The following is a 20,545-nucleotide window of genomic DNA, read 5'->3' as shown; positions in this document are numbered from 1 at the left end:
TTCCTCCTCTATTCAATTTGCTTTTGACATCAAGTACAAAAAATATGGAGTGCTCAATATTGTAATTAAAATGCCTGTCGGAATACTGACACCAAAGCTGATCGTACGGCTAATTGTGTCTGCTAGCAGTACAATCACAGCACCGGTTAGGCAAGAGGCAGGCACCAAAAGCTTATGATTATGACCTACTAATTTTCGGGAAATATGTGGAGCAATCAATCCAACGAAGAAGAAGTTTCCACCAAGCGAGACACTAGCTGAGGATAAGGCAACCGCCGCTACTGACAAACCGATGAATTCAGGCTTTACTGCCACACCGAGCCCTCTCGCTAACGGATTTCCTAACTTCAACGCATTAAGCACTCGGGATTTGTAGAATACATATACACATAGAATTAAAGTCCATGGGATCAACACACGTAGATATCGCCAATCATCTCCCCACAATTCTCCTGCAAACCAGCGAATCATAAAATCCATCTGATTATGATCCAGCTTGAGCGTTAGCATAATCGTAAAAGCACTATAGCCGCTTGCCAGCGCCACGCCAGTTAATATCAACGAGGTTGGAGATATCTCCTGTCCACGGCGATAAGCCAATACAAAAATTAAAATGGCTGCCGTCATCCCGCCAATGAAGGCTAAAAGTGGCAAAATAATCGCAGAAGAAACACCTTGTACCGAGAAAATCACGACGAAAATTAGGACAAATAATCCGGTTCCTGCGTTAATACCCAGTGTGCCTGGACTAGCCATATCGTTACGCATTAAGGTTTGCATCACACAGCCCGATACGCCCATCCCTATACCAACAAGGATTGCTAGTACAATGCGAGGAAGGCGAAAGTCATAAACAATTATGTTTTGCTGATCTGTTCCTTGACCCATCAGTACGTGCCATACTTCAAGCGGCGTCAAATTCATCTTTCCTGAATTAATGCTAATCAGGGCAATGACAAAGATGAGACAGGATGTGGCCAGCATCATGATGACGGCCTTTACAGTCGAAGCTCGGCGCATTTTCATTCCATTCCCCTCCTCTGCTTACGAACCAGATACAGAAAATAGGGGACACCAATTACAGCAAAGGTAACGCCAATCGGCGTTTCATAGGGCTTATTAATCAGACGACCTGCCAAATCCGCTGAAACCGTCAAGAGTGCACCATATATACCCGATACCGGAATGATATAACGATAATCTACACCAACTAACCGCCGGACAATGTGTGGTGTGATTAGACCGACAAATCCAACAGAGCCTACTACGATAACGGACATACCCGTTAAAACAAGTACGATAATCGTTGACATCAGTAAAATATATTTTGTTTTTAATCCTAAGCCTGAGGCTACCTCTTCACCTAAACTCATCGCAGCTACAAAAGGAGACAACACCAGAGATGCAACGACACCTGCTAGAAATATAGGAGTAACAAACATCAGTTCACTCCATGTTGCTCCTGCCGTTCCCCCAGCAGTCCAATAAGCCAGTGATTCTCCCAATTGATATCTAATTGCTATGAACTGAGAAAATGCGCCAAAGAGCATCGTTATGGACATCCCCCCAACACCAACCGCTGAGGTGTCATACCTCGTTTGCCAACTGAAGCAATAAAGTAAGTTAGTCCCGTTGTAATGGCTGCACCTACACATGCGAACAGCATAGTCAAACCGTATGTAGAGGTTGGAAAAAAGGCCATGCTTAGTGCTATAGCAAATACCGCACCTGAACTAATGCCCATCAGTCCCGAGTCGGCTAAAGGATTACGCGTAGTTCCTTGCATGATTGCACCACATAGAGCAAGACTGCTGCCAACAACGATGTCTGCAATAGTACGAGGAACTCGTAATGTTCGGACAATCTGATGCTCTGTGATTGTTGCATTAAAGTGAAAAATAGCTCCCCATGCGGTGGAAAATTGCATATCCGCTGCACCTAAGGAAATGGAAGCTATTGATGTGAGAATTAAGAGTACCAACCCTATTAACGTGTACAACAGAAGTCGTCTTTTGGAGAGTACAGAAGCGGAGTATTGACTTTCTTCCATATTAGCCTTCTAGGGACTGGAGAAGGTTCGTAATATAATCCAATTGTGCAGTCATCGCAGCTACGTCGGAGAAAAAGAATAATCCATATTCCTCTGTCGAAATAATTGCAACTTTTTGATTGGTAACCGCCGGAATACTGTTCCATATTTCTGTCTTTTGGTACTCTGATTCTTTGCCCGGAGATTCAAACCACAATACATAGTCACCAAAATACTCATGAGCCACTTCATAACTAAGCATGGCGTAATCATCTCCTGATTTATCAAGCAGTGCCTGTACTTTATCTGGAAGTTTCGTTCCCAAGAAGTTGTAGAGAAGGGTTCCTCCGCGGGACTCACTCTCGAATCCAATGCCTGCCCACGATCCGGTTGAACCCCAATCCTGATTAATAGTAAACGTCTGGTCTTTGAATCGATCACTACTGATTAATTGTTTAGCAGAAGCCAGCTTGGTCTCAAAGTTATCCAGCACTTGAGTCGCAATGTCTCCCCGTCCAGTCGCTTCTCCTAGAAACTTCAATCTCTCTGTTGGTGTCATTTCGTTACCTGAAATCACAAGCACAGGAGCAATATTTTTGAATTTATCGAAGTCCTCTTCCTTATGTGTAATAATCAAATCTGGTTCTAATGCCATTACATCTTCTGGTTCCCACTTCTCAATGAACGTATATTTAGATAACTCTTCCCAATAAGGAAGCTTGTTGTAAGAGTCCTCTTTACTCTGCCCAACCGTTGTACCCACAATGTTTAAGCCTAAAGTAACCGCATCTCCAGCGTACCAATTCACGACTACTCGCTCAGGATCAGATGGGATCTCTATTTCCCCCATAATCGTACTGACCTTTCTTGTCTGCGATGTTGATTCTGTTACATTTTTCTCCGTACTTCCTGAAGATTGAACCTGTTGTGTCTGTGCAGATGTCCCACTTGAGGCTCCGTTATTCACTGGTGTAGCACCCGAGCACGCTGATAATAACAACATCAAGCTCATCATTGCAGCTATGAATACTTCCTTACTTCTTGTTTGTCCAAACATGGTTAGCTCCCCGTCACTATGAATTTTGACTAGATTACCTAGTCCTTCCTCATTGTATAAATGGTGAGAATCATTATCAATACCATAATCCGGCATGCGGAGTGCATTTATTTTCCTATAATCGTTAGGTGTCATCTTATAGTGCTTCCTAAACATACGAAACAGGTTCTTCTCATCGATAAAACCGCAACCTAGAGCAATCTCTTTGATGGTTGATTCCGTATTGATCAGAAGCGTGCGGGCTACCTCAAGTCGTTTTTGGATCAAATACTCTTGTAGTCCCATACCCTCCTTTTTCTTGAACAAACGAGTCAATTGCCCGTTGCTAATGGAAAACATATCAGCTATTTCTTGAAACAGAATTGGTTCTGTGTAATGTTCATTCAGATATTGTTTGGCTGAACTGACCGGATCGGGTTGAAGAAAATGTACACCTTCTGTTTGCATATCTTTGTAAATATCATAGATGATTTGATACAGCAGATTTTTGGCACGAAATTGATTCATTGCGGTTATACGTTGCCAACTGTCCAACATCTGCTGGAATTTGTCTTGGAATTGGATCGGGTTTTTGGGTGAGTAACCGTATAGCTGTATAAAGGGATTGATCTGATCCAGTAACCGAAGCACTTCCTTTTTATAAAAAGACGGCGATTCTGGTTTATACAGAACCATAACTGCATGGATCTGTACATCAGAAGGCCAAATACTTAGTTCCGTTCCTTTGCCTCCATGAAAAATCCCAAACCGATTCATACTGTAATGGACATGATTCAACTTAATATCCGCTGACCCACCAAATGTGTACACCAACATACTGCTGGGCATTCGATAATTTTCAATTGGGCGGCTCGAATGAACCCATTGACTGCGTACGTCTATTAATGAAATGGGAGTGTGTGACCATAATCGAGCAATTTTCTCAATCATTTCATCCGTGAAATGATTAGTTAAGCCCGGTTCTCCATGCATCTCTGTTCACTCCTTTTAAATTACATTTTAATATAGATCGTATTCTAAATGAGTTTGATTATCAATATCATTTATTAGCGAGAGAATATGTAGACGTCTTCAGATTAACGTTCCTATAAATCCACATACCAAAAAACCCCTAGAATTACATTGGATTAACTCGTAGTTTATCGCAATGTTCATTCTAAGGGGTGCATTTTGAGTATATATAATTTTCCTCAGAGTATCGGTATCCTAGACTCCGCTTTCCTCTACCCCATCTTGACTCTTGCTTCCAAATTCGTCGAGTAACGTCCGCACGACACTTGTTGATTTTGCATTCATTAAGTCATTGCGAAGCTCACTTGCGCCTCGGAATCCACGAACATAGATTTTGAAGAAACGGGTAAGCGCGCTGAATGAACGTGGCTCTTGTGCTGAATATTGATCATGGAGATCCAAGTGCAACCTTAGCAGATTGAGCAATTCCTCGCTACTGTGTTCCTTAGGCTCCTTCTCAAAGGCAAACGGATTCTGGAAAATGCCCCGCCCAATCATAATACCATCCACCCCATACTGTTCAGCGAGCTTCAAACCAGTCTCACGATCAGGAATATCGCCGTTAATCGTCAGAAGTGTATGCGGCGCAATCTCATCTCGAAGTTTCTTAATCTCAGGGATCAGTTCCCAATGCGCATCGACTTTGCTCATTTCCTCTCTAGTCCGCAGATGAATGGACAGATTCACAATATCCTGCTGCAAAATATGAGTTAACCAGTCGCGCCATTCGTCTACTTCTGTGAACCCCAGTCTTGTTTTCACACTGACAGGAAGTCCTCCGGCTTTGGCAGCCTGGATGATCTCCGCAGCAATTGCGGGACGGCAGATCAGGCCGCTCCCCTTCCCATTCTCTGCCACATTGGCTACAGGACAACCCATATTAATGTCGATGCCTTGGAAGCCTTCTTTTGCCATACCGATACTCATCTCACGAAAGAATTCCGGTTTATCTCCCCAGATATGAGCCACAATGGGCTGTTCGTCCGCTGTAAATGTCAAACGTCCGCGCACACTTTTGTTCCCCTCTGGGTGACAGTAGCTCTCCGTGTTCGCAAATTCCGTAAAAAATACATCTGGTCGCCCTGCTTCACTCACAACATGACGAAACACAACATCCGTCACATCCTCCATCGGTGCCAGTATAAAAAATGGTCGTGGTAATTCACGCCAAAAATTGTCCTTCGTCATATCCAAAACCTCTCTATGCATACTAGGGAAATTTTTTATCCCGAAATGATAATGATAAACCATCTGTAGACCGATTATATCATACCCCGAGAGAAGCATACTTCTCACGCTAGCCTGAATAAACAAAGTTGCCTGTACAGAAATGAATATCTTAAACATATTGAATGTACCATTATAAAACCACTGTATGGAGCATGACAACTTCATTGCCCACATTAAACCCAACTTCTTTGATCCATCTGTTCAATCATTTCATTCAATAAATCATCAAGTATTACACCCTGAATGAGAAAAAGCGGAACGAGGGCTCCGTAGTCCTTGTTCCACTTCTCTAGTTTCCATGCGGTATACTCATATTACCGCGCTGTTTTTCGAACACCTTTGGTTTAACACACTTCCCCATTATGACTGCATATCCGGTATACGGAAGGCAACACTCGTTCCACGCCCCGGCTCACTCGCAAGCTCCAGTGAAGTTCCGTATTCAAATCTCAGTCGCTTATTGATATTCCGCAAGCCTACTCCGTGCTCAACATTCGATTCATTTTGTTCCAAAAGCAGGTCTATTCGTTCAGGAGAAATGCCGACTCCATCATCAGTTACAGTGAATAACCAATAATCCTCATATCTCTCTGCTTTCAATTTTACCGTTCCGCCTTCATTTCGAGCTCCGATGCCGTGGCGAATTGCATTTTCAACCAACGGCTGCAACAGCAGCGGCGGCATCTTCGAGCGATAAGCCGCTTCAGGAATATCATATTTGAAGCAGATCCGATCCCCGAACCTTGCTTGCTCAATCTCCACATACGTTTGAATAAGCTGGAACTCTTCATCAAATTCAATACGTTCATCCGTATTGCTGAACCGGAAGCTTCCACGTAAGTAATCTGCTAATGCAATAATCATGTTCCTTGCAAGCTCCACATCTGTATAACTAGAAGAAACGATACTATTGAGGACATTATATAGAAAGTGTGGCTTGATCTGTGATTGAAGGAACGCCACTTCCATATGTACCGCCCGTCCCAGCGATTCCTTCATGGCAAGCAAGCTTCCAATTCGAGCCTTCAGTTCTTCCAGGTCAAATGGCTTGGGTAAATAATCGTTGGCTCCCACCTGGAATGCCGCCACTTTATCCTGCGGTTGCAACGCTGCTGTTACCATAAGCACAGGCAAGTCCAGCAGTGAGTAACGCTTGCGAATTTCAAGACATACTTCGTATCCAGACATACCAGGCATCATCAGATCAAGAATGACCAGATCAATTCTACCCGGCTGGTCGATCTGTTCAAGCGCCTCATATCCATCCTTGACTGCAATAACACGATAATTGAGCGATTGCAACGCATCCAGCAATACCTTTAGATTCACATACTGATCGTCGACGATTAATACCGTACGGTGGCCTTCGGGATTCATAATATAAGGCGTCGAGAATGAATATTCCTTTTCCAAAGGATGAGCATAGGATGTGGATGAAGGAACCCATGGGTCGCTATGTTGTAATGCCATCGGCAGTGTAAATGTAAAGGTTGTGCCAACTCCCAACGTAGACATTACAGCAAGCTCACCTCCTTGCAGATCAATCAGTTGCTTCGCAATTGGCAGCCCAAGCCCGAAGCCGCGTTTCCGTGTTTCCTCCGTGGATTTGAACGGCTCGTAAATATGCGGCAGATTCTCCGGGTCAATGCCTGCACCTGTGTCCCTAACTTCGAATTGGAGCAACCCTCCGTGTTCTTTTCCAGTGACAACAATCGTTCCATGCTCCGTGTGCTTGATCGCGTTATCAAGCAAATTACTGATGACTTGGCTTATCCGATTTTCATCAGCTTGCGCGAGAGGTAAGTCCGCCGGAATCTGGTTGATGAGTTGAATATCCTTCTCTGTGCAGAGATAGGCGTAGAAACGGATCTGAATCTCCACGACAGAACGCACATCCACTGGTGCAAGCACGATCCTGAATTCTCCCTGTTTCAGTTTGGACAAGTCCAGAATGTCATAGACGAGCTGAGACAGCTTTCGGGTGACCTCAATCATTAACTGAAGCTTTTCTCGCTGCCCAGCTGTAACCGGATTAGCAACATCATCAAGCATGGATCGGGATATGTTTATCACGCCGTGCAGAGGCGTCTTGAATTCATGCGAGGTACGCGCAAGAAAATCATCCTTGTGTTTGTCTGTCTCCAGCAGTTGCTCGGAAAGCTCTTCAATCCGCTGAAAAGCATTGGAAAAGCGAAGCGACATCAATAGCGCAAGCATGAGGAGCACAAGAAATGGCTCAACGGGTGCCAACGAATAGATGGGTACTCCAAAATATACGTTCAAGTTCTGGTTCAGGATCATTGCGTTCAACGCCATAGCCGCCACGGCAAGATACCAACTACCGGCTACCTTATGTAGAACTGCGTGAACAAACACATATGTTGCGTACAGCAAAGCTAACGTGACATATAGTGACGTCACAAGACGTAACAGTCCTGTTGTAAGCTGCGTAGCAAAGCCTAGATGCAGGAGGAGTAGACATGTCCCTGTAACCAAGCCTCCTTTCGTAAGCCATTTGTGACTGTAAGGGCGGAATGCAGTATACACATACAGGAAAAAGCCTATTCCGACTCCGACTGTCACCACCATTTGAATCCGGAAATAGAGCCAGAATGGGAACGGCCCAATCACATCAAACAGCACCCTCTCGCCACTGACACTTGTAAACGCTGCGATAAAAAGACAGACAAGTCCAAATACGACAAGAGAAAGATCATTCCTCCGCTGAGAGAATAACCCGATAAAATAAAGTCCCATGATCAGAAAAGCGGTCAATACCACCCAGTCATGTGCAGTCGCAAGATCCCGAATTCTTGAAATCTGATCAGCCTTACCAAAATGAATTGATTCACCAATTCCACTTGCAACGCGAAATTCATGATTGGCGACCTCGACGAGAATGTCGTTCCAACCCTGTTTTAATGTGAAGTAGCTAACATAAGGCTTATTAAGCGCCCGATAATCCTCTGCCAGATTAGGATCTCCGCTGGAGCCTACGACTTGACCATTAACGATAAGCCTGTTAGAGATTAGAACGGCTGCCGTTTTGATCCCATAGACGACACTGTCATCATCTATTAGAACTCTCAGCCGGTATGTTGCCACGCCCAACGTGTCCATCTGTTTGGCCCAATAACCAGGTACTTGAATCAATGAAGGTTCCTGATCTCCTATACTCTCTGAATCCAGTGGGCGGCTGAAGAGAAGCCGATGGGGATAAAACTCCCATTGTCCATCCAACCGAACGACACCGTTCTCTTCAAATGCCCAATTAGTCAAGTCCATCGTTCCATTCGTTGCAATGGGCATCGTTTTTTTATTCACTGTGAAATATGTCAGCAATAACCCGTAAGTGGCGAACAGCATCGCTATTGTAATAAGCGTCGCAATGATTTTACGACTCATTGGGATGTGCACTCTGTCTTTCCATCGTTTGTTGAACTAGTAACATAGTTTCCTCCTCTAATTCTGTTCCAAGCTGAACACGTACATCTCGTTCATCTGATTGTAATGCTTCTCATGTATATTCTCTTCGTCCAATATTTGGTTCAGCAGAGACACCCTGATTACCTTTGCGAATATGGATGTTCACATTTGATGATGATTTATATATTTATCGGGCTGGTGGCTTTGTCTCATTAGATTCTTTTCATTTTCAGCGATAACGTGATTCTCACACTGCTAGTTTCTGTCGTTCACTTTTTGTATCATTACTCTTGTCGAACTGCAGAAGCTGCTCTACAATGAAGCTCGGCAGGCTCTTAACCTGCAAATTAAAATTTGGAGGAGGCGCCTGAAGATATATGGAAATTTCACTGGATATGATCAAAGACAAAGTCGAATGGTTGCAGGCTTACGACTTCAATGAACTGGAGCGTACGATTGAAGACCGAATCGGAATCAACAAAGCGCTGATGCTGCGAGTGAAACACGTTCAGCATCAAGTGACGTACCACCCAATTCTCAACAAGATGTTATATAGTGCCGTTGTACATTTTGCAATGGATTGATGGGACAGAGAATCTTGCTAACAGACAAAAACCCGGATCAGGCTCCCATGCCAGTCCGGGTTTCTACATAAACGCATAAAACTAAACTTCCAGTGACTTGCACAGCCTAATATAGCCTAATAGACAGCAATTCTGTCCCCCAAGATCGTCTTGTTCTGAACTGGATTACCCGTGATGTAGACCTTTCTTAACGAGGTAAGCGCGCTTAGCGGGCTGAGATTGGATATCGCATTATTCTCTACGTGCAGAATCTCCAGTTGTTTCCAGCGTTTTACGAAATCAAGCGTTTGGATGGAACTGTCCTGTAGAGTAAAGGAACGTATTCCTGTTAAACCTGTCAGGTAGGGCGTTATCCGTTCCAAATCCTCAACATGATTGTTATCGAGTGAGAAATACGAGTTAGTTAGATTCAATTGCTCCAGTACGCGGTTATTGAAAGGAGCCTCCCCCTCCAGCTGGAACGTACACTCCAAACATTCAAGTGCTGTAAGATTCGATAGTTGAAACAGTTCCCGCGTTTCCCCGTAAAAGGATGTCTCGTTAGCTTTCAATATTCGCAGCTTCGGCAGCCGATTCAACGCCTTCACCTGAGTAAAGCTTCCTGATTCCAGCAATGAAAGCTCCGACAGCTGCGGGAACCGTATCACATCACTGCCGCTGATTCCCCCGCTGTTCAGATTAACGGTTAATTGACGAACCGCGGGTGCATGAAGGAGCGGCACGAATGAGGAAGGCAGCACCAATTCCGTTACGCGGGGAAGATTAAGCTCTGGCGCCGTGCTGTAGTAACCAGAAACCGCAAGCGAAGACAACGAACTCAGGCTGTTGATTACTTGCAGTGTCTCCTGTGCTCCTGCATCCGCAAGCCTCAGCTTGCTGAGTGACGCTTTATTCCGCAATGGCTCCAGACTAACAAGGCTGACCTGATTTACATCCAGAGTATGAAGCTTAGGCATGCTGGCTACAAAATCGAGCGTCCTCAAATTCCGCACGTTGTCAAACGTTAACTCTCGCATCTGGCTGAGTGCATACAGACTGCTGAAGTCAGTCGCTTCACTGGTGCCAATGCTTAATGATTCCAGAGAAGGAAGCGTGGACAACCAGCCCAGATCGTCTATTGTTGTAATCGCAAGTGAATGTAGCGGTAGCTGCTGCAGTAATTGAAAATCGGTAACCGATTCATCAACGTATGTAATGCTTAAATTCTGCAGATTAGAAAATTCAAGCAATTGCGCCATTTCTTCATTGCTGCGTATCTGAGTCGTTAATTGCTGAATGCGGCTCTTGTCACCGAAATAAGAGGCGAATACATGGAACGATTCGTTGAAGCCAGACGAATAACTTTTCAAATTCTTCATATGACTGAAGCTCATGTCTCTCGTCTGGGTTATTTCATACTCCCCATTTAAGTCCAGCCCCGTCAGACCCGAAAACGCTTCGAAGTCCTTCTGCTCCATTCGCTGGGTATTCAGCACTTTATCTGTCACGACATATTCTTTCCATTCTGGCTGCTCGTTTGTGAAGGGATCGTCGAAGCTGTACCTGAACCGCCATCGGTCATCCACTTTATCCACGGATAAAAACCGAATGCTAGCAAGTTCCTCTGACGACGGCGCAGTCTCCGTCTTATCAAAGATGTCTCTCAAGAAGAGTTGCAGCACCTCGCTTTCAGGCTCTGTTCGTACAACATGAGATTGGCTTACCCCTCCTCCACTTCCCTGATTGGCGAAAATCCATATAAAATAGACGGAAAGAGCAAGAACCAACAAACCCGCTAGCAAGCCGTTCCGTTTTGGTTTTGACCTGACAGGTCTGGTTGGAACAGCTGTCCCGTGATAATGGTGAACCGATTGATCTACATGGTATACGTTATTCTCTTGGAGTAGCAGTTCCGTTTCACAGAATGGACATTTGAACAACCTTTCCCCTTTTGGTTCTATCTTACCATTGCAATTCGGACATTTCAGTTGAATAAATGCCACGGGACACCTCCTGCATTTGAAAAAATAAAGTTCTCCTCTTATACGCAGTAATCCAGAGTAGGTAACAAGTCGCTCTAGAGAGAATATAGATTCGACTCATATTTGATGCTAGATCCCTTATCTTGCTAATGCAAAAAAAGAGCTGTCCCAGCCATGTCTATGGCTTTTGGGACAGCTCCTTCTTCTGCTATTTTGTTATTAAATATCTACACTATTTGATCTTATGCTTCAGTATATTTATGTTAGCTGTGCAGAAACACTTTGTTTCTGCTTTTCGTCACAGCGCTCTTTCGGCGAGCGTTCCGTAAGCTTGCGCTCAATCTCATACGCCAAGTTATCGCCCATGCTGAGCGCATGCAAAGAACAGCCTGCTCCCAATAGGGAGTAGGCTGTTCTGCTAGCTAGTCTGCTCTATTAATATTATTACAAATTTGGATCATACTTCATCATAGTCATTTTACCTTGTTTCTTATAATTCACATAAATGTGGTCGGTGCTGTCTATGAAAATATCTAGCCCAAGAGCGTCATCATTGGAGAATCCGGCAGACCCTACTGGTCTCCAACCCATATTCTCGTATTTCATCACAGTCACCCTGTTGCCATTTGCAGCATCTCGATAAGCAACGTAAGGCGTGCCTTCGCTGTCAAAGGCCATATCTATGCTTCCTTCTTTAGACGAACCGACCGAGAATTCGGGAGTAGCACTCACCTTCTCCCATGCTGCATCTTCTGAAGGAATGGTGTGCGGATATTTCCACATCTCAACAACGTTGGAGCTGCTGAGATAGATCATATAAGGTACACCAGACGGATCAAGCGCGGATGCAGCATCCATATTTGCAGATGTTGGATATGGATATTGTTTCGGATCTAATAATTTCCAAAATTTATCCTGTCCAGATGAGCTATCTGGTAAGCTATATCCTAATGCCAGATTAGTAGAGGATACACGAGATGGAGCAAACAAATACATACCGTTGTTTGGTAACGGTGCGAGGAATGCTCTTAGACCTGCGAATGCCTGTACCCTCGCTTCTTGTACCCGTCCCCTATCTTTATAAAACCTCCATGACATGAGCATTGATGGTTCTGCAGCATTACCGTCCAAAACACCTCTAAACATCAGAAGAGGATTATCATCCTTATCGAAGGTAATGAAAAAGCTATCATTAACTTTATCCACTTTTCTGCTGCTCTTTCCATCATTCCAACTGAAATCAGTGATAGTATATACTGGTCTCCACCACTTATGTTCATCATTGTAATTTTTAAAGCTTACTTTACCTGAGCTATCCTTATAGGCAACATAAATCTTGTCCTTGCTGTCTATTCCGAGCGATATAGCTGAGCTCCCCAATCCTCCCGCTTTATCAAGATCGCTTTGATTGCCAACGGGCTGCCACGTGCCTCCCTTATATTGCACCACAAATACTTCGTTACTGTCCTTTATATAAGCCATGTAAGGCGTCCCTTGACTGTCGAAGACGATATTGGACTTACTATTCAATTCCAGCTCGTCGCCCACTTGCAGCCAAGATGTCATTGTCCACTTCGCGAACAGCTCGATGTCTGCCGTCACTGGCGCCTCGAAGTCATAGACGTTCTCCAGATCACGATCGCTGTACCAACCATCAAATCGGTAGCCCGCCCATTTCAGTGCAGCAGGTGCCACAGCTTTGCCGTTAGGAACGACCACTTGACTGGCGACGGCTGCCCCACCGTTACTGTCGAAGCTCACCGTGTGGCTGTTAAATGTCCATTTTGCGTACAGCGTGAGATTACCCATCACCGATGTCGTGAAGCTGTAGGCTTCATTCAATCCAGTATCGCTGTACCAACCGTTGAATGTGTATCCGTCCCTCGTCGGTACGGCAGGCGTCGTAGCATTGCCGCCACTTTCCATCGTCTGGTCAGCCACCGGCGTTCCGCCGTTACTGTTGAAGCTCACCGTGTAGATCGCCGTCCACTTCGCATACAATGTGAGGTTAGTCATCACGGGTGTCGTGAAGCTGTAGGCTTCATTCAGACTAGCTTCGCTATACCAACCGTTAAATACATGCCCTGCACGCGTCGGCGCGTCAGGAACTATTGCCGTGTCTCCCTCACTCACGGACTGACTGCTCACCGAGGATCCGTTGTTACTGTTGAAGCTCACTGTGTAGCTGTTCTTCGTCCACTTCGCGTACAGCATCACATTCGCCATTACACCTTCCGTGAAACCATAAGGACTCGTCAATTCGCTATCGCTGTACCAGCCATTGAACGTATATCCTTCCAGCATCGGAGCACCAGGAGCAGTAGCCACGGCACCTTCATTCACCGTCTGTTCTGTGACCGCCGATCCGCCGTTACTCTCAAAAATTACAGTGTACGTATTCGGTACATAAACCGTCCACTTCGCGTACAAAGTCAGGTCTCCCGTTACCACCATAGAAGTGAAATCGTAGGCATTCATTAATTCGCTTTCGCTGTACCAGCCGCTAAACACATAGCCTTCCCGCTCTGGGGCGACAGGTGCCATAGCCTTGGTTCCTTCATTCACTGTTTGGGCATCTACTACCGACCCTTCATTACTCTCGAAGCTTATTGTGTAAGGGATCAGCCACTTCGCATACAACATAAGGTCACCCGTAACAGGTACCGCGAAGTCGTAGAGGTTCGTCAGATCGCTGCCATTGTACCAACCTCCGAATACATAGCCTTCCTTCGTTGGTTCAATCGGGGCGTTGACCATACTGCCATATCCTACTGTCTGGCTAGGTACTTCTTCCGATCCGCCATTGCTGTTGAAGTTCACCGTGTAAGCATTCGTCGTCCACTGAGCGGTAAACTGAACATCTTCCGCAGGCATTGTAGTCGGAGGCGTTGGCGACCAACCCGTAAAGGTATTTCCCTGCCATGTCGGTGTACCCAGGTAGAGCTGCGTCGTAGCTCCTAACGGGACTTCAACAACTTTGGTCTCCTGGCCGGAGCCGTTGTAATCAACCGTCAAGGTGTGGACATCGCGCTTGTAGTACAGCTTCAGCACCGTTTTACCGTTGCTTGTGATTTCGCTCTTCAACACCGTTCCCGGAATAGTCTCATCGAATTCAAACCCTGGATAGGATCTTGGAATTACATTCTCCAGCGTTACCTCCGTATTGGTAGCTCCACGATACGATTCCGTATTCGCAACCGTATAGGTGTCACTGCCAATGTTTTGCAACAAGTATGCGACCTGATAAGGCGTATCCTCTCTCCCTGTCCACTTCGCTGTATAGGTGGTATCCTCAATCGGCATTGTGCTTGGAATATCTGGCGACCAACCGGCAAACGTATATCCTGATCTTGTCGGCACCGGTATACGAGCAGCGATGTTCTTGCCGGCTGCTCCCGTTAGCGAGACGCTGGGCGCACCCGCATAACCCCCAGCGAACGTCATCTTTCGATTCGCCGGAGAGTAATTAACCCTGACGACCGTCGAGCCGTCGCCCTTGATCAATACGCCGCTTACCGTTCCGTTCTCATAGCCTTGTTCCTTAAACCTATCGGAGCTGATTCGAATCTCCGTGTCCGTTGTTCCGGTCAAATTCTCCGTATCTACAGGCGGGGCCGCTGTCCTGCTGTTCGGATCTAACACATAATGTTCAACCGTATATGGCGTGTCCGTGTTCGCAGTCCAGTGTGCGTACAGTTTCCGATCCTCTGCAGCCATACGGCTCGGAATCGTCACCTTCGTGCCGCCGGAAGCAGCCGTATACCAGCCATCAAAGGTATATCCCGGATATACCGGGGTGACCACGCTGATCGGCGCGTTATAACGAGCCGCGACAATATCGGTTACTCCACCATTCTGCGGATCAAGTTGAAGGATATAGTCACCCACTCTGGCGAGCCAGCTCAACGGGATTGTGCGTTTGAGCGGATCGGATGTGAACGACAGCGGTGCCCCCTTCCAAGTGATGATCAGATTGCCATCACTCACCTGAATGTTCTTGTCCACCACTTCGATCTTCCCGTCAGCCTCGTTATATTTGAAATTCGCATTGTCCAATTGAATATCGAACTTCGCGGCATCATACGCTTGGGTATCGGTATCGCCTGTAGTCAAATCAAGCGTACTCATCGTAAGCCACAACTCCGGTACAGCGATGGATGACGCGGAACCGGCCAAGTTTAATCTGAGCGACTTATCCTGCGGATAGGCGAAGTCATAGACGTTTTCCGGTTCCCCAATCGTATACAATGGCCACTCTTCATCGACCAGCTCCACGCCGCCCGAGAGCGCTCCATCACCTAATTGAGCACCGAGTTCGACCTCCAGATAGATGCCGATCTCCACGAATAAGGCGCCTAAAGACTTGGTGGTCTTCACCCCGCTAATATTCTTCAGTTGATAATAGAAGTAGCCCCACAGATTCACATACACACCGGGTTCTACAGCAAGCCCGATACTATTCAACTTGACGCTTCCAATCCCCGCTTTGACCTCCATATGAATACCAGCTCGTAAACCGATCGTCCCCATCACATAGAAGGTAAATTGGTAATCTCCGTCTCCCGGCAAGCTGACCGTATTGCTCGAACCACTGAAACTCAATACGCGCAAGCTAACCGAGTAGCGCTTGGCCATCTTATAGTAGAAATCTGCCCCCACCGTCAGGTTCACCTGGGCGCTGACCACAAACTCCGCTTCAAATTTGACTTCCACAATACCTAAAGCCACGCGTACGCTCTTTTCAAAGAGTTCTTTCTTGATTAACGGAACCCACTCCGTGTCTTGCTCCAACATCTCTTGATACTTTTCCTTCAACGATTCCGCATCTACGGCAGTATCCTGCACACCCGCCATTACCGCTTTAATCTGTGTCGCAATGTCCTGAACCTTTCCCAACCTGCCAGCGTTCTTCTCGCCCAGCCAGTCATTCAGTGCATCATTTAGCTTATCGTGTTCAACAAGAGCTATCTCTGCCGTGATGTTCATTCCGGTATAGCTATAAGCATCCAGATTCGCCGTAATTACATAATCATCAATGCTGTACCAGTAAGGAATCCCCCACTTTTTCAGCCAATGCCCTTGCATATCACCATTAATGCCGAGATCCAGGCTCATTTCTTGAACAAATGTACTGGTCATATGGATAACCAGATCGCTGTCTTCATTAATATTCACGACGATATCGGCGCCGACTTGCAGTGTGGCGCTGACACCGGAACTTCGGCCGTTAATATTCTTCAGATTCGTCCCGAGTGAAGCAACGACAGTCAGATTCTCCACGCTGACCCGGCTACTTTTACCCGAAGCCAGGGAAGACTGAGCCTTGATCTGCTGGATTTCTTTCAAATCCCTGATATCCTTTGTTTCCATCGCTAGATCAGATAGATAATCTGCTGCCTGATTGACGAATCCACTAGCGATCGCTTGCTGCTCGATCTGCTCTTCAAGCTCCGCGATCTGCTCTTCCGATAACAGATCTTCGCCGTCAATTGCTTGCTTCTGATAGATGTTGAAGACATTCTCAATATCTTCAATTGTAGCATCGGTATATGTGATAACATCCATCTCTGCTACAGGCGTAATCGAAGTGATACGTCCATAACTGACAACTTGAGAACCTTCTTCAGCGAAGTTGCCTTCATAAAAACCGATAAAGTCGCCCACATCGACTGTGGTTAACTCATCCAGGCCGAACGGCTCATACAGGCTGTCGCTGTAGTTCATCTGGGTATGCTCAACTGTGATGGAGTTGTTATTCGGATCTCCATCTGTATCCGCTTGTACACTCACCGGCAGAACATCCGGCTTGAGCAACACTTGCTTGGTATCTGCATGGTCATAGGTATAGGTGCTTCCGTCTACCTCTGTGATCTGGACGTAGGCCACATCGCCGTCTTCAGCGCCGGTGGTTTCTAACGTGCGTAGATCGGGACGAACCCCTTGATAAATGGCGACGGTATCGCCGACTTGAATCACGGTGTTGCCGGAATACACGAACGTTCCGCTGCTCGCATTCGCTTCAGCGAGCGCATTTTCGCTACCGCCCACTGTCGTGCTAACTACCGGAATCGATGGTGAACCAACAGCTTCGCCATTCAATATCATATCCGTGACATCCGTGAATGGAAGATAGATCATATCCGGATTAAGCGGAATATCAATAACCTCTTGCTTGGCAACACTAAACACGTAAATGCTTGTCGTCTCATCTTGTCCTTGGAACGACAGCTTGTCATTCGTCAACTCCAGTTGGTATGTGTTGCCTTCGACGAACTTACCGTCTTCGGCTGCAGATGCTACGGTGAAGACTCCGTTCCCGCCGGTGACCTCAACTCCCGCAAAGTCGGGATCCGCCGTGTCCGTGAACGTCATACCCGCTTTGACCTCGGATACTGTCAGGCTGCTCGACGCATCCTGCACTGTGACGGTGAAGTTTGGCGCCACATCCAGCACGGCGTAGCTAGGGGTACTTTGTACGGCATTATTCACACTATCCGTATACTTTGCATACAACTTCATATCCTCAGTTAGCGTACTACCCTCTGCAAAGATGAGCGAGAAATCGCTATCTGTAAACCACCCTTGGAATATATATCCCTCTTTTGTTGGAGCAGGCAGGTTATTTAGCACCTGGCCTTTTCGTACCGTCTGCGCAGCAATCGCCGTGCCTCCGTTGCTCTCAAACGTGAGCGTATATGCAGTGGAACCCGTGCCCGGGTTACCTCCGTTATCTCCAGGCGTTTCGCCACCATTATTACCGCCGCCAGGTGTCGGCGTTGGTGTCACTGTTGGCGTTGTTCCTGGTGCTGGCGTCGGTGTTGGTGTCACCGGCGGCGTTGGTTCGGGTGCTGGCGTCACCGGCGTTGGATTGTGCTGTTTCCACGCCTCTACAACCGCATTGTTGCGCATAAAAAGAACCGCAGCTTCCGCACGAGTTGCTTGTGCACGAGGGTTGAAGTTCCCCTTTTGGTCTCCAGTGAACACCACGGCTTGCCACAGCATGACGACCGCATCAGTCGCCCAAGGCGAAACATCTGCAAGATCGCCCGGTTTTGTTGTGACAACATTCTCGGTCTGATAAGGAATCTGTTCACTTTCGAAATACCGCAACGTCATCGTTGCCATCTGCTCCCGAGATACGGTGGCATTTGGCGAGTATTTACCTCCGCCTGTACCGTCGGTAATTCCTTGCTTAACTGCCCACTCGACATACGGCGCATACCAACTGCCCACCTGTACATCGGCAAAGCTAGAAGTAGAATATGCCCCTGTGTCTACCCCGGCCATCCTTCCGAGTGCCGTCACATACATGGCACGCGTCATTGTCCCTTTAGGCGAGAAGGTGCTTGCGTCTGTCCCGCTAAATATGCCCTTCTCCTGCACATGGACGACTGCATCATAGAACCAGTCTGTCGGATTCACATCCTGGAATCCACTGGATTTGGTTACTGTTGTCTGCTGCATCGGCAGTTCAGCCGCTGCTGCAGACTGCGCCGGAAATAGGGGCACAGCAGACACTAGTAAGCTGATAACCATCATCCACATCAGGATCTGTCGGCTCACCTTCCACCCCTGTCTTATTGCTTTCTTCACTTTCATTCATCCCCTCTATGTATAGATCAGACTAAAAAACGACTGGCAAAATTTAAAACGACGAGATGCTCCCAAACATCCTTCGTCATCAAAAGCAGGCTTTTGCATAAACTCTTAGCCTCTTTAATTAGACAAAGGCTTCATCAATAACAAACATGATTAACTCGAATTCACTAGATTTCGAAGGCAGGCTATAAAACGCAAAATGGCATCTTTCTATATGCTGTGCTGTCTCATGGAGTTTCCTAACCATGTTGATCAAGCACAATGGCAGCGGAACCGGTGACCGAGATCGGAGCACTGGTTTTCTGCGAGTGAGAGCTGCTCGACGTGTGGAGATCAAGCGAGGAAGAAAAACTTTCACATAGAATGATGTTGTCGAAGCTGCTACGTCCCTCGCGTTCGGGACATCAACATCTGTTCAGACATCTGGGCTGAAGAGCTCCCGTCTGTTTCAAGGTTCGAAATCTCTCTTTCTTTACTTGAAACCGGAGGAACGACGGAGATTCTTGAATATAGCGTGAACTGAGTGCCTCTAAACAAGTCAGCATGGTTTCCAAGAAGCTGCTAACTCTACAGATTGAAATCGTTCACCCACCTTTCGTATCTGTCGAATCGTGTCACCAATGTAGTCAAATCATGTCGTTTTTTCATCCGTATTTTATCATGCAAGATGGGAGCGCTAGTGAATTACAAAGAAAACTTTAAGTTCGATCATGGATCAACGAAACGTAGAAGTAGCAGAACTGTTGAATCGTTGTGGCGAGGGGATTTCGTTCCTTCTAGTAAAGGAGAATAGTAAACGAAAATTAGGCCAAAGTCTCCTCCTCTTCGGAGCTATAAGACACGTCCTAGATATAAAAAAATAGCGACGTAGAGATTCACCTCCCTTACGCCGCTATTTTCCAAATAAATCCATCTTTGCTATTTTTCTTTACGAACCTTATCACTAATTTCACGCTTATGACGCACTATTAGCAACCAGCATATATCCACTCCCCGAACCGTAATGATTCGCTCAGGGTCGGCAGGGTCATGCTCGATTTTTTTGCGTAAATTACTAATGTGTACAGCGACTGTTCTTGTATCCTCTAGGCTTTCCATACCCCAGATGATTTGAAACAATGTATCGACACTGACGACTCGATTCACGTTTTGTGCCATATAGGACAGTAGACTAAACTCTTTTTTGGATAAAAAGATAGCTTTACCACCGGTGTTGACAGACTGTGTATAGAAATCCAGTGTCAGACCCGGTAATTCCAGCAGTTGCTCCCTTCTGCCCGAAGACACTCTACGAAGGTGCGCCTTGATCTTGGCCATGAGCACTCCTGGACTGAACGGCTTGGTCACATAATCGTCGCCACCATAGGTTAATGCGCTAATTTTCACTTCATCTTCCTCTTGGCTGCTCAGAAACACGATCGGCGCACTGGTAAGGTTACGTGCATTCCTGCACCAATCAATACCGTTCTCATTGGCCAGCAATATATCCAGCACAATCAAATCCGGCTCAAACGTTGTAAGCAGCTTCATTGCTTCCGTACCGCTATGACTGAAGGTGGAGATAAAACCCTCCCTATCGCAATATACCTGAACAATCTCGCATATATGGGGATCATCATCGACGATCATTATTTTGTAGGTATTCATC

General features: G+C 46.3%; 10 protein-coding genes. 1 reads left to right on the top strand and 9 read right to left on the bottom strand.

Annotated elements, in window-relative coordinates:
• Window positions 1-12 precede the first annotated feature (12 nt).
• From DMB88_RS04175 to DMB88_RS04155, 6 genes are all read right to left on the bottom strand, one after another.
• Complete coding sequence (locus DMB88_RS04175) at window positions 13-1,026, bottom strand: FecCD family ABC transporter permease (RefSeq protein ID WP_128100323.1); 1,014 nt, start codon at window positions 1,024-1,026, stop codon at window positions 13-15.
• The gene (locus DMB88_RS30735; protein WP_254438440.1) at window positions 1,023-1,562 is read right to left on the bottom strand and encodes a FecCD family ABC transporter permease; all 540 of its coding nucleotides are present in this window, start codon (window positions 1,560-1,562) and stop codon (window positions 1,023-1,025) included. Before DMB88_RS30735 ends, DMB88_RS04175 begins: the two co-directional genes overlap by 4 nt.
• The gene (locus DMB88_RS30730) at window positions 1,553-2,050 is read right to left on the bottom strand and encodes a FecCD family ABC transporter permease (RefSeq protein WP_254438439.1); all 498 of its coding nucleotides are present in this window, start codon (window positions 2,048-2,050) and stop codon (window positions 1,553-1,555) included. The genes DMB88_RS30735 and DMB88_RS30730 overlap by 10 nt, the downstream gene beginning before the upstream one ends.
• 1 nt (window position 2,051) lies before the next feature.
• Complete coding sequence (locus DMB88_RS04165; protein WP_128100322.1) at window positions 2,052-4,058, bottom strand: AraC family transcriptional regulator; 2,007 nt, start codon at window positions 4,056-4,058, stop codon at window positions 2,052-2,054.
• A 234-nt stretch (window positions 4,059-4,292) separates the two neighbouring features.
• The gene (locus tag DMB88_RS04160) at window positions 4,293-5,285 is read right to left on the bottom strand and encodes a tRNA dihydrouridine synthase (RefSeq protein WP_128100321.1); all 993 of its coding nucleotides are present in this window, start codon (window positions 5,283-5,285) and stop codon (window positions 4,293-4,295) included.
• 402 nt (window positions 5,286-5,687) lie between these two features.
• Window positions 5,688-8,732, bottom strand: a complete 3,045-nt coding sequence (locus DMB88_RS04155) for an ATP-binding protein (RefSeq protein WP_128100320.1) — start codon at window positions 8,730-8,732, stop codon at window positions 5,688-5,690.
• Window positions 8,733-9,130: 398 nt separating this feature from the next.
• Between DMB88_RS04155 and DMB88_RS04150 the strand changes: the two genes are divergently transcribed.
• On the top strand, window positions 9,131-9,337 hold the full coding sequence (locus DMB88_RS04150; RefSeq protein WP_128100319.1) for a DUF2536 family protein: 207 nt from the start codon (window positions 9,131-9,133) through the stop codon (window positions 9,335-9,337).
• Between the two features lie 116 nt (window positions 9,338-9,453).
• On the opposite strand, the gene DMB88_RS04145 is transcribed toward DMB88_RS04150, so the two are convergent.
• The 3 genes from DMB88_RS04145 to DMB88_RS04135 form a co-directional block, all read right to left on the bottom strand.
• Window positions 9,454-11,319, bottom strand: a complete 1,866-nt coding sequence (locus DMB88_RS04145) for a leucine-rich repeat domain-containing protein (RefSeq protein WP_128100318.1) — start codon at window positions 11,317-11,319, stop codon at window positions 9,454-9,456.
• Window positions 11,320-11,742: 423 nt separating this feature from the next.
• Window positions 11,743-18,891 carry an InlB B-repeat-containing protein gene (locus DMB88_RS04140; protein WP_164848607.1) on the bottom strand — a complete coding sequence of 2,383 codons (7,149 nt, stop codon included), beginning with the start codon at window positions 18,889-18,891 and terminating at the stop codon, window positions 11,743-11,745.
• Window positions 18,892-19,815: 924 nt separating this feature from the next.
• Entirely contained in the window at window positions 19,816-20,544 is a 729-nt protein-coding gene (locus DMB88_RS04135; RefSeq protein WP_128100316.1) for a response regulator transcription factor, read from the bottom strand.
• Between the last annotated feature and the right edge of the window lies 1 nt (window position 20,545).

Origin of the sequence: Paenibacillus sp. DCT19, from assembly GCF_003268635.1 — a bacterium.
Taxonomy (GTDB): Bacteria; Bacillota; Bacilli; order Paenibacillales; family Paenibacillaceae; genus Paenibacillus.
Note: the sequence above shows the minus strand (reverse complement) of the source record. Positions and strands in the feature narration are given on the sequence as shown.